The organism is Nitrospira sp. KM1, from assembly GCF_011405515.1.
Taxonomy (GTDB): Bacteria; Nitrospirota; Nitrospiria; order Nitrospirales; family Nitrospiraceae; genus Nitrospira_C.
Window position 1 is genome coordinate 4,328,260 of record NZ_AP022671.1, and the last position, 16,548, is coordinate 4,344,807.

General features: G+C 54.9%; 11 protein-coding genes. 7 read left to right on the top strand and 4 right to left on the bottom strand.

Going from position 1 to position 16,548, the window contains the following annotated elements:
* Window positions 1-74: 74 nt before the first annotated feature.
* From W02_RS20485 to recN, 7 genes are all read left to right on the top strand, one after another.
* Window positions 75-764, top strand: a complete 690-nt coding sequence (locus W02_RS20485; protein ID WP_173051124.1) for a sulfite exporter TauE/SafE family protein — start codon at window positions 75-77, stop codon at window positions 762-764.
* A gap of 75 nt (window positions 765-839) precedes the next feature.
* Window positions 840-1,676: an acetyl-CoA carboxylase, carboxyltransferase subunit beta gene (gene accD, locus W02_RS20490; protein ID WP_173051126.1), complete on the top strand. Its 837-nt coding sequence runs from the start codon at window positions 840-842 to the stop codon at window positions 1,674-1,676.
* Between the two features lie 28 nt (window positions 1,677-1,704).
* Window positions 1,705-2,997: a folylpolyglutamate synthase/dihydrofolate synthase family protein gene (locus W02_RS20495; RefSeq protein ID WP_173051128.1), complete on the top strand. Its 1,293-nt coding sequence runs from the start codon at window positions 1,705-1,707 to the stop codon at window positions 2,995-2,997.
* Between the two features lies 1 nt (window position 2,998).
* Complete coding sequence (locus W02_RS20500) at window positions 2,999-5,455, top strand: LPS-assembly protein LptD (RefSeq protein ID WP_173051130.1); 2,457 nt, start codon at window positions 2,999-3,001, stop codon at window positions 5,453-5,455.
* A gap of 25 nt (window positions 5,456-5,480) precedes the next feature.
* The gene (locus W02_RS20505) at window positions 5,481-6,020 is read left to right on the top strand and encodes a hypothetical protein (RefSeq protein ID WP_173051132.1); all 540 of its coding nucleotides are present in this window, start codon (window positions 5,481-5,483) and stop codon (window positions 6,018-6,020) included.
* Between the two features lie 77 nt (window positions 6,021-6,097).
* On the top strand, window positions 6,098-6,445 hold the full coding sequence (gene trxA, locus W02_RS20510) for a thioredoxin (RefSeq protein WP_197742085.1): 348 nt from the start codon (window positions 6,098-6,100) through the stop codon (window positions 6,443-6,445).
* Between the two features lie 26 nt (window positions 6,446-6,471).
* Window positions 6,472-8,157: a DNA repair protein RecN gene (gene recN / locus W02_RS20515; RefSeq protein ID WP_173051136.1), complete on the top strand. Its 1,686-nt coding sequence runs from the start codon at window positions 6,472-6,474 to the stop codon at window positions 8,155-8,157.
* Window positions 8,158-8,166: 9 nt separating this feature from the next.
* Here recN and W02_RS20520 read toward each other — a convergent pair whose 3' ends face one another.
* The 4 genes from W02_RS20520 to W02_RS20535 all read right to left on the bottom strand — a co-directional run bounded on the left by W02_RS20520 (window position 8,167) and on the right by W02_RS20535 (window position 16,494).
* Complete coding sequence (locus W02_RS20520) at window positions 8,167-9,318, bottom strand: HD domain-containing phosphohydrolase (protein WP_173051138.1); 1,152 nt, start codon at window positions 9,316-9,318, stop codon at window positions 8,167-8,169.
* Between the two features lie 204 nt (window positions 9,319-9,522).
* Entirely contained in the window at window positions 9,523-10,938 is a 1,416-nt protein-coding gene (locus tag W02_RS20525; RefSeq protein WP_173051141.1) for a sigma-54 dependent transcriptional regulator, read from the bottom strand.
* Between the two features lie 30 nt (window positions 10,939-10,968).
* The gene (locus W02_RS20530) at window positions 10,969-12,237 is read right to left on the bottom strand and encodes an ATP-binding protein (RefSeq protein ID WP_173051143.1); all 1,269 of its coding nucleotides are present in this window, start codon (window positions 12,235-12,237) and stop codon (window positions 10,969-10,971) included.
* A 69-nt stretch (window positions 12,238-12,306) separates the two neighbouring features.
* Complete coding sequence (locus W02_RS20535) at window positions 12,307-16,494, bottom strand: PilZ domain-containing protein (RefSeq protein ID WP_173051145.1); 4,188 nt, start codon at window positions 16,492-16,494, stop codon at window positions 12,307-12,309.
* Window positions 16,495-16,548 lie beyond the last annotated feature (54 nt).

Genomic DNA, 16,548 nt, shown 5'->3' on the forward strand with positions numbered 1-16,548 from the left:
CGGATCACATACCGTCGCTCGCTCGACCGTAATCAATCCTTCGTCAGTGACGCTTCATGTTGGATTCCAGTTTTATGACGACGCTCGCCCTGGGTTTCGTGTTGGGGATTCGACATGCCTTGGATTCGGACCACATTGCCGCTGTATCGACCATACTGGCTCAGCGGCCATCGTGGCGCGCCTCCGGTCTAATCGGATTCAGTTGGGGAATTGGGCATACTCTGGTGTTGTTGCTTGTCGGGTCCGTGGTCCTGCTGTTCCGTGTCACCATTCCGGAGGCCTTCGCCGTCGGGGCGGAATTTGTCGTGGGAGCCATGCTCGTCGCATTGGGGTGCCTGCTTGGGTTCCGACTACTCCGCGAGCGCTGGCATGTCCATGCCCATGAGCATGGTGGTGAACAGCATGTGCATCTTCACAGCCATCGTGTCGAGGCGCATCACGAACACACGCATTGGTGGAGTGACTCTATCCGGCCGTTGTGCATTGGAATGGCTCACGGGCTTGCCGGGTCGGCCGCACTTCTCTTAATCGTGCTCGCATCAGCCCATACGACTTTAGAGGGAATCGTCTATATTGTGGTGTTCGGCATTGGTTCGATAGCGGGCATGATGCTGATCGGGTACGCCCTCAGTATTCCGGTGACCTGGTCGATGACGTTTGGTCGATCTGTTTTTCAGACAGTGCAAGGAATCGCGAGTCTCGGCAGTATCGGATTGGGTTTCTGGATAATTGCGGAGATCATCAAAGGCGCGATGGAACAATAAGAGTATATCGGGGATTCCGCGTGCGTGATACGGCCCGCTGTGGTATTCTCCGGTCGCAAATCGAATGGATATCTGATGGCCTGGTTTAAGAAACAGAAGTCACAGGAGCCCGAGCAACCCAAGCGAACCAAAATCGCAGAAGGGATGTGGCTCAAGTGTAATCACTGCCGCGAGATTGTGTATCGCAAGGAAGTCGACAGAAACAATAAGGTCTGTCCCAAGTGCGAGTATCATTTCCCGATCTCGGTTATGGAACGGATTACGTTGCTGGTGGATTTCGGAACCTTCAAGGAATGGGACACCGATCTGGCCCCTCAGGATCCGTTGAGTTTCCAGGATACAAAATCCTACAAGGATCGTCTGAAGGCACAACAGGAAAAGACCGGGCGCAAAGACGCTATGGTGATCGGGGAAGGGATCATGAACGGGCGCCGAGTTGCACTCTGTGTCTTTGATTTCGGTTTCATGGGTGGAAGTATGGGATCGGTTGTCGGCGAAAAGATCTGCCGCGCCATTGATCGTGCGCTCGAGGCCAAATTGCCCGTCATTCTCGTGACGGCATCCGGGGGAGCACGAATGCAGGAAGGCATTCTATCGCTGATGCAGATGGCCAAGACGTCCGCTGCAGTGGCCAAGCTGGGCGAAGCCAAACTGCCGTTTATCTGTCTGCTGGCCGATCCGACATTCGGAGGCGTCACGGCAAGCGTAGCGATGCTTGGAGACGTCATTATCGCCGAACCAAAAGCCCTGATCGGGTTTGCCGGTCCTCGTGTGATTGAGCAAACCATCAAACAACAATTGCCCGATCAGTTTCAGCGGGCGGAATTCCTTTTGGAGCACGGCATGATCGACATGATCGTGGAACGCAAACAACTCAAAGAAACACTCAGCACCCTCGTCGCCCATTTCTAGTCCCGTTCCTGCCTGCTCGGCACGCGCCATGACCTACTCGGATGCCGTCGCTTCTCTTTACCGTCTGCAGAAACATGGTATTAAATTGGGGCTTGAACGGATGGCGGCGCTGTCCGATCGTCTCGGACATCCGGAAAGAGACTTTCTCTGCCTGCACATCGCCGGCACAAACGGGAAGGGGTCTACAGCCTCAATGACCGCGTCCATTTTGGAGGCGGCCGGATATCGTGTCGGTCTGTACACCTCTCCCCATCTCGTGGATTTCCGAGAACGAATTCGTATCAATGGAGAGATGATCCCCGAGTTGGATGTGGCGAAATTGACCGCGAAGATTCTTGCGGAGGACCAGTCAGACGTCTGTCCGACATTCTTCGAATGCACGACAGCGATGGCGTTACGATACTTTGCCGACCGACGGGTCGACGTTGCCGTGTTGGAAGTCGGGTTGGGGGGACGATTCGACGCGACGAACATTGTGGCTCCGGCAGCCTGTGCCATCACCACGATCGCGTTGGACCATCAAGAATATCTTGGCGACACTCTTTCGGCCATCGCGTTTGAAAAGGCAGGAATCATCAAAGCTCGTGTGCCGGTCATTGTGGGATCCATTGAAGGCGATGCTTTTCGCATGATCGAGGATGTGGCGCAAGAGCGGCAAGCGCAGCTCGAGTGTTTGGGAAGGGACTTTGCCATTCAGGGAACCCGAGAACACTTTGCCTACAGGGGCACAGTATGGGAGCTGGATGGTTTGTCGTGCACGTTGGACGGAGCCCATCAACTCGATAATGCCGCTTGTGCAATTGCTCTTCTTGAAGCGTCTTCTTCGCGAGGCCTATCTGTCACCGAGGCCGCGGTGCGCAGAGGTCTGCAACAAGTCAGATGGGAAGGCCGTTTGGAGCGGATCGAAGAAACTCCTCTTTTGTTACTGGACGGAGCGCATAACCCTGCAGGCGCAGGGGCACTTGCGGCCTATCTCCAGACCCTTCGGGTTGATCATCCTCGCCGCCGGATCATTCTCGTATTGGGCATGATGCGCGACAAGGATCATTCCGGTTTCTTTGCGCCTCTCAAGAGCGTGGTCGACCACGTGGTCCTGACGCAAGCCGGTCTCGCGCGGTCTTCAAGCGCGCACGATCTGGGACAGGAATTGGAGTCCGTGCTTCCCTCCTGGACATTGGCCGCAGGATCCACCGAAGCCGTGGCGATGGCGAGGAGACTGGCGTCGGCCGACGATGTCATTTGTGTGACCGGATCACTCATGCTGCTCGGAGAGGTGAAGGCATTGTTGCGTGGCTGTGAGCTGTCGCCTCTTCAGGGTTGACATGTCGGGCTTCCCGGTTCTTGTCCGTATGGGTATGGCCTGCTGGGTATGCCTCGCGGTTCTGCTGGGGTTGGGGCCGATTGCTCCGGCTTCCGGGGCGGATGGCGTTCCCTCTGCTTCGGCGTCAGGAAGTCCCCCCCTCGATGTCACTGCCGACCGCATCGATTATCTCCAGGACAAGGAAATCTACGAGGCCGACGGGTCCGTCGTCGTCAAGCAGGGATCGCTGCGTCTCACCGCGGATCACATGACCATTCATTCGCTTCCCGGCGTGCTGGTCGCCACCGGGCACGTCAGATTGCTTGATCCGAAAGGCGATCTCGCATCAGATCGGTTGGAGTTGAACGTCAATACGGAGGCCGGGGTTCTGACGCATGGGCAGGTCTATTTGAATTCTTCCAATACATTGGTGGAGGGCCGCCTGCTGCAGCGATTTTCCGAAGACCATTACCGGGTGAAGGACGGACGATTCACGAACTGCGATGCTCCGAAGGGAGAAACTCCGGCGTGGCGTTTCCAGTTCAAGGATCTGGATATCGACGTCGGTGACAGCGTGGCTTTCAAAGATGGGTGGCTGTGCGTGACGGACATCCCTGTGCTGCCGATTCCAACCATGACCTATCCGTTGTCCATCCGGAGCACAGGGTTTCTCATCCCAAACGTCGGGTACGACAACCGATTCGGCATGCACGCGCAAGAAAGCTTTTTTTGGGCGATCAACCCGAGTCAGGATCTCACCATCTCGCCGTCCTACTATACTCGCCTGGGCTATGGCAGCGACTTCGAGTATCGCTACGTCATCGATCGTTTGTCGCGTGGCCAATGGTTCCTCAGTTACCTGCAACAGACTCAATTGCCCAACGTCAGCGGTGTGACGAATACAGGGCAGGATCCGAATATGGCCAGAGGATTGATCAGCGGAACGCACACGCAGCAATTTACGCCTGATTGGCTTCTGCGCGTACAGGCCAATTTAGTCTCGGATCCGAACTATCTGCAGCAACTGAGCAATTCGGGGACGCAGCGGGCGCTGCCCAGCGCTGAAAACAATCTCTTAACCACCCGGCGTCTTCCTTATGGAAACGTGTATTTACTCGGGCAATATCTACAACCGTTGCAGTCCGGAGGCGACGACACATTCCAGCGATTGCCGGAGATCGGCTACACCATGCCGAATGTCTCGCTGTTCAACTCACCTCTCCTTCTCGGGGCGGATACCAACTACGTTAACTTTTTTCGGGAAGAGGGATTCACGCAAAACCGCGTCGATGTAGTTCCCGCTCTCGCGACTGACGTGATCGATTTCGGTCACATCGTGGGTTTCACTCCTCAAACGAAATTCCGTGAGGTGTATTACACACGCGGGGCGGTCGATTCTTCCAGTCAGCATCGAGAAACATTCTGGGCTGCCATGGAAGCCACGTCCAAGTTGAGCCGTCGATACATTGCCGATGACGGCAATGCGCTCCTGCATACCATTGAGCCGAGCGTCATATACGAATACGTGCCGTCAACGAATCAATCCCAGTTGACGCAGATTGATCAAGTCGACGACCTACCGAAAAAAAATCTGGTCACCTATATGCTCCGCAGCAGAGTCCTGGAACAGGAGGGCGCCCGCGGCTTCAATTGGCTGGACCTCACGCTGGCGCAGAGTTATCACGTTGATGGCGTGCAGACGCAAGCCCGTGATTTTACTCCCGGAGTCGTCCCTCCCTTGGGCAGCGTGACGCAACCGCTTCAACCCGCCACGACCCCGGTCGCTGGTAAGAAATTCTCCGATCTTTGGATGCGAGCGGTCATTGGAAACAACCTTCCGCAGATATTGCCCTCGCAGCTCGAAGGTCAAGGGTTCGGCCGCGCCCTCGGTTCCGGGTACAGACCGGTGATCAACAAATATCTGACCGTGGACGCGTTTTTCGATCCGTATCGGTCCACGGTCAGCCAGTTCAACACTGATCTGCGATTTCAGCAGTCCACGCATTGGTATGTGGACATCGGTCAACGATACACACGTGACGGCAACCGCGTGCGTCGCGGTGACATCTGGAATCCCATTTCATTCAATGAAGTCTACGCGCCGACTGCAGAAATCCAATTTCTTACAGCTGGAGGTGGATTCCGCACCCCATGGGGATGGACCATCGGTGGAAAGGGATATTACGATATCAAGAACGGGAAAAGTCCAGAGTATGACATTGTGGCACTGTACCAGAACCCATGCAAATGCTGGTCCCTCGGGCTGTATTATTTGCAATTCCCCGACCGAGCTCAATACAACTTCATGTTCAGTCTCACGGGAATCGGATGGACGGAGAACTACGGTACGGCCGTGCTGCGGACTATTCTTGAGCCCTTGTTATACGGGGAGAGAGGATTGCCATGGGCAGCGCCCGGTGGTCCTTACGGACGTGCGGAAACTCCTATCCCACCTCCCGGCGGAGCGGGAAGGCGATGAAGATCATCTGGTTTCGGTGCATCCGATGCACTCGATAGAGCAGACATGGCGGGGAGTTGTACGGGGATGGATGTTGTTAGCCTGTTTGCTCTGCGGTCCCGCACCGTGTTGGGCTCAACGCAACGACGTTCCCCTGACCAACCTGCAACGCGCGAAGGTGCATCTTGGCGCCGGAGATTTTAGACGCGCGATCGATGACTGCCGTCGCGAAGTGGATGTCAATCCATCCGCCCAATCATATCTTTATCTGGCATACCTCTACCAGGCGCTGGATGCCTATGTGGAGTTCCTGGCGAAGTCGGATCACTGGGTTGTTCTGGAATTGGTGTATGTCAGCTTCGTTACCACGAAAACGGAAGAGTTGGTTGACTCAAGGGATGTGTTGACGCGAATCTCGAAAGAGTTGTTACAAACAGGAGCCCGGCAACAGGCGGATATCGCTGCGTCCATGGCATCGAAACTCGATCATGGGATTGTGATGAGTATCTGGCCGCAACAAACAGTCTGGAGGTCCGAAAGACCTGACGCGTGGTGGTTCGGCGCGCCCCCTGAATGGAAATGGTGATTTGACTCGACTCGGAGGGCTGGTATACGATGACTCCTGGTCAGTTGGAGAGAAAACTAGGCGAAGGAGGAGCAACCGTGGGCGGCGATGCACTCAAGGTCGAGGATGCGACATGGGATTCCGATGTGATGAAGGCTCAGGAACTGGTGATGGTCGATTTTTGGGCCGTGTGGTGCGGTCCTTGCCAGATGGTGGCTCCGTTGATAGAGGAATTGGCTAAGGAATATGCGGGAAAGGTCAGGGTCCGTAAGTTAAATACAGACGAAAACCCTGAAGTGGCCGGTAGATACCAAGTCATGAGTATCCCTACCATCTTATTCTTTAAGAACGGCCAAGTCGTCGAGAAGCTTGTCGGCGCCCGTCCCAAGCGGCAATTCAAGGAAATGATCGATTCATTGCTGGCCCAGCACGCCGGTTCAGCCTGATCCTATGCCGTAATCCCCTCCTTCTCATGCTCGTCGAGTTGCGCATTGTCAACTTCGCGCTCATTGAGCACATACAACTGCAATTTCAAACTGGATTCACCGTCTTTACCGGTGAGACAGGTGCTGGGAAATCCCTCTTCATAGACGCTGTCGGTCTCTTGGTCGGCGGAAGAGCATCCGTTGACCAGATTCGTACGGGGGCTGACGAAGCCACGATCGAGGCGTTTTTCCATCTTGAAGACGATCACCCTATCATTCACACACTTCGGGCCGAAGGTACGCTTCAGCCGAGCGACGCCGATCTCATTCTGAAGCGCGTGATATCCAGGTCGGGACGCCATAGAAACTATCTGAATGGAAGCCTTTGTCCCCTGAGGGTCCTGGAAGCTCTTGGAGGCAACCTCGTCGATATTCACGGACAGCACGAGCAGCAGTCCCTGCTGTCGGGGACAAAGCAACTGGAGGCCGTGGATGCATTCGGCGATCTTCAAGAGTTGAGAAGCCAGTATGAAGAATTCCATCGAACCTGGAAGAATAGTGTCGATCGCTTACAATCGCTGAAAAATCAAGGCGCGGAGCGAGGTCGGCGTGATGAGCTGCTCCGATTCCAACTCCAGGAGATCGAGCAGACGGCCCCTCAGCGCGATGAAGAGGCGTCTCTTCAAACTGAATACCAACGACTGCTGCACGCCAGTCGTTTGCGTGAATGGACGGAAGACGCCCATGCGTTATTACAATCGGACGATGCCGGGGCATTGACGACCTTGGGAAAGATCGGACGATTGCTCCATGAAATCGGTCAGACGGATCCGGATATGAAGGACTGCGGCCAACAGTTGCAGGAAGCCGCTGTGGCGTTGAAGGATCTTGCCGGACGTCTCAGGAATTACGCGGATTCTTTAGAGGCGGATCCGCAGCGTCTTGACGTTGTCTCGGCGCGGTTGGATGCGATTCGCCGACTGGGGAAAAAATATGGGGGATCTGTGGAGGCAGTTCTCTCCGCCGAAGAACGGATCCGAGCCGAATTGGCCATGCTCGAAAATCTGGACGGGCAAATTGGTGAACTCACGGTTTCCTGCGATCAAGCCGCGAAGCGGATTTCCGCGGTGAGCACGCAACTCTCTAAAAAGCGCCGTGAAGCGGCTGTACGCCTGACCGGTCAGGTCCGAGCCGAACTATCCGCTCTGAAAATGGTGCAAACCGGGTTTCATATTTCGATGGAACGGGATGACACACTGGACGCCTGCGGTCCGACAGGCTCAGACCGCGTGGAATTTCTGCTCAACAATAATCCTGGAGAACCGCCCAGACCGCTAGGACGCATCGCCTCCGGCGGAGAACTCTCAAGAATTATGCTGTCGTTGAAGACGGTCTTGTCCAAACGGGATCGGGTACCGGTCGTCATTTTCGACGAGATTGATACTGGAGTCGGCGGCGCGGTGGCGGCTGCCATGGGAATACGCCTGCGGAAACTGGGCATGTTTCATCAAGTATTTTGTATCACCCATTTGCCGCAGGTGGCATCCCAGGCTGAACACCATTTCCTGGTGAACAAACGGGAGGTCGGTGGGCGCGTTACGACAGTGATCGAGTCGCTGAACGATACCGGTCGTGAGGCCGAGGTCGCTCGGATGTTGGGAGGTGTGACGATTACCAGAAAGGTTCGTGAGACGGCCGCGGAGTTGATTAAGAATTCGAAGCAGAAAGGATAAACGATGTGATCAGTGATCCGAACGCTGCGAGGGGCTGCTCGCGATGGCCATAGCCGGCAGTGAGGCTTTACATTCCTGAACTACCTGAGTAAATACCGGGATCAGGGTTGGAGCAAAAGCCCGTCCCGCCTGAGCAGTCATGAACATGCAGGCGTCCTCGATCGCGAGCGAGTCCCGGTCGGGAAGATCCGCCGTCAGATGGTCGAACGTTTGGGCGAGAGAAACGATTCTGGCCAATAGGGGTATGCCCTCACCCGATAAACCATGAGGATAGCCCGAACCGTCCCACCGCTCGTGATGGTACGAGATGATTTGACCCACCTCCGCTGGCAATCCCAATGGAGCTACAAGTTTTGCTCCCACCTCTGTGTGCTGCAGAGAAGGACCGGATGTCCCAAGCGCGGTCATCGCGTCCTGCGCAAAATGATCGTTGTCCAAGGCAATCTGGCCGATGTCATGGAGAAACGCGCCGAGCGCTAGGGATTTTTGCTCGTTGCTCGACAGATTGATTCTATTTCCGAGGAGCGTGGCATAAAAACTTACGCGGCTGCAGTGATTCAGGAGGTGTCTGTCCTTGGCTTCCAAGAGATCCGAAAAAAGAGGGAGTAATTCCATCCCTTCCTTCATGGACGCCGAGGGCTCGCTTCCGGATTTACCTATTACGCCGTAGCCGGCTTGCAGGCGGCTCCACGTCTCTCGACATTCGTTTTCCTTATCCCACCATCCAGGTGAGGAGTGAATGAACGTCCGTAGAAAGTCCAGCCGCTGTTTTTTCGCAAGCGTTTGATTGACCAATGTCACCAACTCGGTGACATTGAATGGTTTCAGAAGGTAACCCGCTGCACCGTGCCTGATCCCATCCATTGCGGATTTCAGACTTCCGTAGCCCGTAATGATAATGACCTCGACATTCGAATGGTCATGTTTGATTTCCTGTAGAAGGTCAATACCTTGGCGATCAGGGAGTCTCTGGTCCAAGGTGATGAGGTCGACTTGCTGATTATTGAGGACGTCGAGGGCGGCGCTGGCGGATTCTGCAGCTTGAATATTGAAGAACGGGCGGAGAATGACCTTGAGTGCGTCACGAGGTCCTGCTTCGTCATCAACGACGAGCACCGTGGGCTTATATTTCGTAATATCCTGGGTAATCGCTGTGGTCATCCTGTGCTTATCTTCCCTTGTAACGTGTGAATTAAAAGCAATTCCCATTCCTTTTCAGCAACTTATGAGCGCTTTCAAGCAGATGTAGTGTGGACGCACCGAGCTTACTACATATAGACGGTCCTGTGGAAAACGCAGTTGAGAGGGAGTTGCTGCGCTGCTCGGATTGATGCAGAAACGACTCAACGGATTGGAAAACCTGTGTTATTCCTGCACTAGTGGTTCAGGATCGGTAGTGGCTTCTGTATCTGGTCTGCCAATGCCTAATGCATCCATCCGGTATTTCAGCATTCGTCGGCTGATGCCCAATTGCTGGGCGGCGTGAGTTTGAACGTAATTGTTCTTTTTCAATGCATCCAGAATGATCTCGCGCTCGAATTCCATGACGGCTTTTTCCAAAGAGAGCCGCCCAGCGAGCGTGTCGTCACGAAGAGAAGTGGAGCGGCTATCGTTTCGAAGAATCGTCGGTAAATGTTCCGGCGTCACCGTATCGCACCCTTTGGACCAGATAAACGCCTGCTCGATGATATTTTCCATTTCCCGAACATTGCCCGGCCAAGAGTATCTCGTGAGCAGATCGATCGATTCTTTCGAGAAATCCTGGCTTGAACGATTGTCTTCTTCGAGACGTTTGGAGAGGAAGTGCTTGGCAAGGAGTGGAATATCCTCGCCTCGTTCGCGCAGTGGGGGAAGGTAGAGCGCAATAACGTTCACACGATAGTAGAGGTCCTCTCTGAACTGACCTTTCCGCACCAATTCTTCAAGGTTCTTGTTGGTGGCGGCGACGATTCTGACATCAACCTTGATCGCTTGCACTCCGCCGATTCTCGTAAACTCCCGCTCCTGGAGCACCCGCAACAGTTTGGCTTGCGTCATGGGGCTCAGATCGCCAATTTCGTCGAGGAACAACGTTCCGCTGTTCGCAAGTTCGAATTGCCCGACGCGGCGAGCCGTCGCATCGGTAAAGGACCCTTTTTCGTGCCCGAACAGCTCCGACTCGATCAATGTTTCTGGGAGCGCGGCACAGTTCAAGGCCACGAAAGGACGGTCTTTTCGTCCACTGTTATAGTGCAGCGCTTTGGCAACGAGTTCTTTCCCCGTTCCGCTTTCTCCCGTGATGAGCACGGTCGTTCGACTATCGGCGACCTGTTCGATCTTTCCGTAGATTTCCTGCATTGGGCGGCTTTTCCCAATGAGATTGTGAAACGCGTAGCGTTGAGTTACCTGCGCCCGGAGGCTCTTGACCTCGCGTTCGAGATCCTGGGAATTGAGAGCACGACCCACAACGATACGGAGCTCATCGACATCGAAGGGCTTTGGCAGATAGTCAGCTGCCCCCAGTTTCATGGCATCGACGGCGGTCTTCACGGATTTTGTGCCGGTCAGCATGATGACGGGAGTGGCGTTTTGCTCGGCACGAAGGGCTTGCAAGACTGAAAGACCATCAGTCCCCGGAAGGATGACGTCGAGCAGGACTAGATGGGGTGCTTCCTTATGGAAAAGATCGAGACCTTCCTGAGCGTCGGCAGCCTGAATCGTCTCATAGGTAGGCTCGAGAACCGTTTTTAAGGAAGAGCGGATGCGGGATTCGTCATCAATCAGCAGAATTCGTTTTTTCACGCTATCGTTCGCTCCCGTCAATTGTTGAGGTTATTCCGGAATGGCAGGAAGGCTGATCACAAATGTCGTGCCCTTGTCTACGGCACTCGTGACGCGGATTTCACCATGGTGCTCTTGGATAATCTGGTGCACAATCGTCAATCCCAATCCCGTTCCTTCGTGTTCGCCGCTTTCATGTTTGGTCGTGAAAAATGGGTCGAAGATGTGTTCAAGATTCGTCTCCTGAATTCCGTGTCCGGTATCCGAAGTTTCAATCTGAACCCATGATTTTCCGCCAGGCCTGTCCCGCTTGGTTGTCCGGACACGCAAGGTTCCTCCTCGCGCGCTCATGGCGTCCAGGGCATTGAGAAAAAGATTGAGAAAGACCTGTTTCAGTTGTTGACGGTCCAGCATGACACGGGGCAGGTCTTGTGCCAATTCTTTTTCGATCTTGACCCCGTGACTATCGGCCTTGACGTCGATGAAATATAGACAGGAGGAGACGATATCGTTGATATCTTCCTCCGTCAGTTTGGGCTCCATGTAACGGGCATAATCGAGAATCTCTTCGATCAAACGCTCGATGCGATAGACGTCGTCAAGCACGATTTTGCTGAATTCACGAATGAAGTCGGGATCGTCCTTTCGTTCCGGCGCCAGTTGGATGAATGTCTTGATCGAGGTGAGCGGGTTCCGAATTTCATGGGCAAAACCTCCGGCGATCGTTTCAAGAGATTTCAACCGGTCAGTTCGTTTCATCAGCAGGTGGGAGCGATGTAGATCATCGTACAGGATCAAGGTGTCGATGGCATTGGTTGCGGCCTGTGCGAGCGCGTTCAGGAGAGGTTGAACGGAATTGCGATCTTGAGAAGGAAACGACGACTCGCTCAAGAGCGAAAAGGCCATGAGTCGGCTTCGACTCATATGCGGTAATGCATATATGGCGTTAAAAGGCGAGAGCATCTCGGCAAGAGAGCTTCCGAGATCAGTCTGTTCTTGATCACGAAGGTCCTGGCGATGCGCCGATCTGGCGGCATTGGTCAGATACTGTGGAAGCGCATGGGTGGTAGGGAGAGATGAAGGAAATTCCTGACCCTCATTGAGTCCCACCACGCTGCTTCGACGGTAGCATTCATGTTCACGATCCAGGAGATACAGAGCCCCTCTGGTTGAACCGGCTGCGCGACAGAGTGCCTGGATCGCGCATTCGCTCAAGGCGCCCAATTCAGTGATAGATCCCATTTCAATGGAAAAACTGGTAATCAATTCCAGCGGATCAACGGGATAAGTCTGATGAGAGAAGTCAGTTTTGGGACGCATGAGACCAGGCCGGGTGTTGTTCAGTTATCGGTGCTGTGTTCAAAGATGTACGGGGGAGTATACACCGGCCTATGCTGGGGAGCTAGTGGAAATACCTTTCCCAACCACGACCATGAAAGCCTGTCCCCCAAGGACGTGGCTGATTCGAAACGAGTGATGGCCTGATTGACGCAAGAGAGATGAAAGCACGTGTTGTTCGAAGGTATTTAGAATCCCATGCTTGATTGCTTCCCTTAACCTTCCCAGAAGGTGTAGCACAGGCTGAGCTTGTGCGCTGAACTCATCCTGATTTCCCAGACGCAGATGGTGTCGATAGACATGAGACAGGTCGGTGCGCGGGTGAAAAGTCGTAAACACGAGGCGACCATCAGGACGTAATACTCGTGCCCACTCTGATAATGTTACACGCGTCGATGCTGCAAACGGGAGTGACAGATTCGAAATAATGCGATGGACAGAGTGAGATCGGAATGGGAGCGGTTGATCCCATTCTCCTTGCACCCATCGAAGGCGTAGCGCAGGGGGAGCACTGCCGCCTTCGCTCAGCCCTGCATTCAATTCCTGTTGCAATGCCAGAACGTTTCTCCGTGCATGGGTGAGCGTTTCGCTCAGGCGTCGTACTCCGACGAGAGAGGGCAATGGAGGTTGGACAGGACCGCGCTGCCTGACCCGATAGGTATGGTTGATCAGTACGGCACGGGAGAGATCGCTTTGACCGATTCCTACATCGACGACTACCGTTCCGGAGGCCAGAGAGCCGAGAAAGGCGTACAGGTCGTCGAGCAATTTTCGGTACTCGTGGACATTAGTCAATTGTGCAACATGTTGGCCGAGCCTGATTGCCAGCGCGTGACGGCTTGCCTGGGAGGTGCCATGATGGAGACGCGTTTGCTCCATCGCCACGCGTTGATGGCGTGCGAGCTCGTGGGCCGTTTCCGCCACGGATGTCGTCTGGATCTTCAATTTCAAGCCGGCGGCAAGGTGTTCCATGATTTGTTTGAACGCCGCCGGCTCGACTTCCGGAGAAGGTCGGCCATGATCGACCAGCGTGGTCGGCACGGTCGTTATGGACGTATGAGGGCTCAATACGGATAGAAATCCATGAGGGAGATCAGGGGGAGGCAGTGAGGGGGTGTCCATTGGAGACAGGATCATCTTCAGCGGCGATTGCAGAAGTCGCAGGTCTTCCAATGTAGACGAGAGGTCGGTGAGGCGACCTGCAATGACGTCCCCGACAAACTGATCGACGTTAATATTGAGTCCGAAAAGGTTGGTGATCCCTCGCCGAAGACCATAGCGATGATCAGCCACAAGATCATGACCGTGAACAGCCATCAACAATGCCCCAACATCTACGATGGGATTGTTGAGGATGATCAGCTCGAGGGGCCGTATATGCGCCGCAAGCTTCAGGGCAACTCGCGCGCCGAGATCGTTCGCCAACAGTGCGATCGGCGCGGTCGGCCACGTATGAGCGGCAAATTCCAACACCTTGCCCAAGTCGGTTTGCATACTTCGGAGTGTCGTGTTCTGCAGTTCCCCATCGCTTCTCCCTGCATGGTTGGTGTGGTCGTAGCGAAGCACCCGCAATCGGTGGCTGGCCAGGTAATAGGAGAGAGCGGAATAATCTGAAGATGTTTGACCGAATCCGGGCGCGATCACGATGATCGGCGTCTCCGCGGCGAGTGGCTTTGCCGGGTGATCATCGGTCATGGCGATGATCTGACCACGATGATTTCTGCATTCACGGTAAACGCTGATGACGGCATCCCGGTCCGCCGCATAGTGATCAGGAGGCGGAGATGCCAGGTGTTGTTTAATCAGCCTTGCCAATTCACGCTCAGCGAACGGCGTCAGCGAGACGAAACGAACTCCGATTCTGGCAGTGTGCGACGGGTCCGGAGGATACGGTTCCTGGAGTGCCGTCGGATCGACAGTCGTCCGTACAATGTACGCGGGTAGGGCGGAGTCGGGTGCTCCGGGTTCGTGAGAACCAGAGACATTGCCGGTTTGAGCAGGAGGAAAATGCAGAATAACGCGACCGCTCAGTTGGAGAGGGTCGATCTTCGCGATGACGCCGGCTCCGTCCCGGCTGATATCGCAAATGTGCGCGACGAGACGATTGCCTGGCTCCTGATATCCGGATGCTTCGATCCGGACGGGCAGAGCGAGTTGAACGCGAACGGATTCCCGTCGCTCCTCATCCTGCGGTGCCTCCGATACGGCAGGCGGGGATTGCGGAGGAATCTCTGTATCCGTGGCGAGCAACATATCGAGCGACAGCGCGACGGATCGATCCTTCGCTGCTGCTACCAAAGAACTGAGAATCGCGGCTTCGGCGGGACGGAGCGGGTCGAACGCAATAACGAGTGCCGTGTGCTGGAGACCCTGTTGCTTTAGACCCGATGACGGGCGAATGTTGGCAGAACCGTTCAATTCCAGGATGCCGGCCACAGTTCGTAAAATGACGTATACGTCTTGATTCACGATGGCGGGACAGTCTGCCGGCAGGGTTAGGCAGGCACCTCCCTGACCGATGTTCACCACGAGGCCGTCCCAACTTGCTGCATCAATGATGGCGTGGGCGGGCAGCGAAGTCGCCGTGCGCGGCCACCGTCTTTTTTCGATAGGCACGGGCTGCCGCTCGGATGCATGCACAGAGGACGGGAGAGGTACAGGTGGCTGATTAGCGGATTTCGGGGCAAGTGGGGCCGCCTGAATGACTTGAGGCTGAGCCAGACTTGCACCATGGCCGGTCGGCAGTCGGATGACGAGTCGGAACGGCCCAGTCGAGGATGCGGACATCGCAAGTGTGCCGCGGATTTCCTTCACCAGGCCGAAGAGGCGGAGAAGATCCGTCGGGACGTCAATCGCCTGTGGAAATTCCGGAAGCGCATTCTGTTCTGACTCGGTGACGATGATGTCAATCTCACGCAAAGGGGGTTGCGGTTGTTCATCGACTCGTTGGCCGCTGTCAGGAGACGAGGCATGACTGTCAAACTCGATGGACAGCGCGCGATTCCTCCCCGCCATCTGTACGTACGCCAGCGCATAAAGAAGAGCATCTCGCATGACCCCTACGGTTTTGTCCTTATCTCCGTGGAATGCCGGCAACCCTGAGAATTCAGCTACGGAAATCCCCTCCAAGGTCCTCGATGTGTCCGAAGCGATGAGATCTACGATCAGGTCACGGATCGATAAGCCGGATCCAAGGCCAACGGGCGGTTCAATTGGATGCAGCAGCCGGTTGCTCAGGTCTGAAAGGGCGTCGATATGAGATGCTAATTGCTCGATGCGCTCCTGCAAGCGCACTTCGTGCAGTGAGGAAAGGAGTTCTTGCAAATGGGTACGGAGAGAGGACAACGAAGTTTCCAGACTCAAAGATATAGGCGCCTGTTCTTGATGGCGAATCGAAGGATCCCTTTCTTGAAACATCTGAGGTTGATCCTGGACCTCCATTGTGGGCTGCCGGGGCCGGTCGGACAGATCTCGGATCACACCGACCGTGCCGATGAACCGGCGATGAGAATCATACAGCCCTCGAGCGCTGATCTCGACGATGATAGGAAAGACTGCGCCGCTTACGTCAGGCTTGTGCTGTAGTATCAATCGAAACTGTCTGGCGCTCCTGGTTCCCGAGCGTCGTTCATTGAAACGGAACTTTGCGTGCGGTTGGCTATTCGGCGGACACAGTCTTGTATAGGACATGCCGAGCAATTCGTCGATCCGGTATCCCAGGAGTGAGGTCACACCTGGACCGAGACTGATGAAGAATCCGTCGGCGTCGAGCTCGTACGAGACATCAGGTAGGGATTCCAGCAACTGGCGGTGCCGAATCGTCGCATGCTCGACGGCAAGATGCAGGTCCCGTTTGTCGAGTGCTTCTCTCGCGCAGAATAACAACTCGGTGAGAAAAGCCGGCGACTGTTTGGCCAGATAGAAATCTATGCCGGCCTGTAAGGCATGAATGGCAGATTGCGCGTCGGTCTTGTGGCTTTGGAGAATCAGCGCCGCCTGCTGCGCATGCAGTTTCAGATCACTGATCAGTCCTGGATCATGTTCGGAAAGACAACCGCCGTCGAGAAGGATAATACTCCAGTCGATTCGAGCGGACATGAGTGTGCGCGCTTCTTCCGCCGAATACGCCGCATCGATTCGACAATCCGGGAAGAATCCTCGAAGACTGATCGTCGCGAGTTTGGTTTCTTCGGCGTTCTCATTGATGATCAAAATGAATACCGGCGTTCGCGGCGGCATCGATAATATCCTGATACGCTGGAAAGCCTATTGAATCGGGTCCCGCCACTGCCG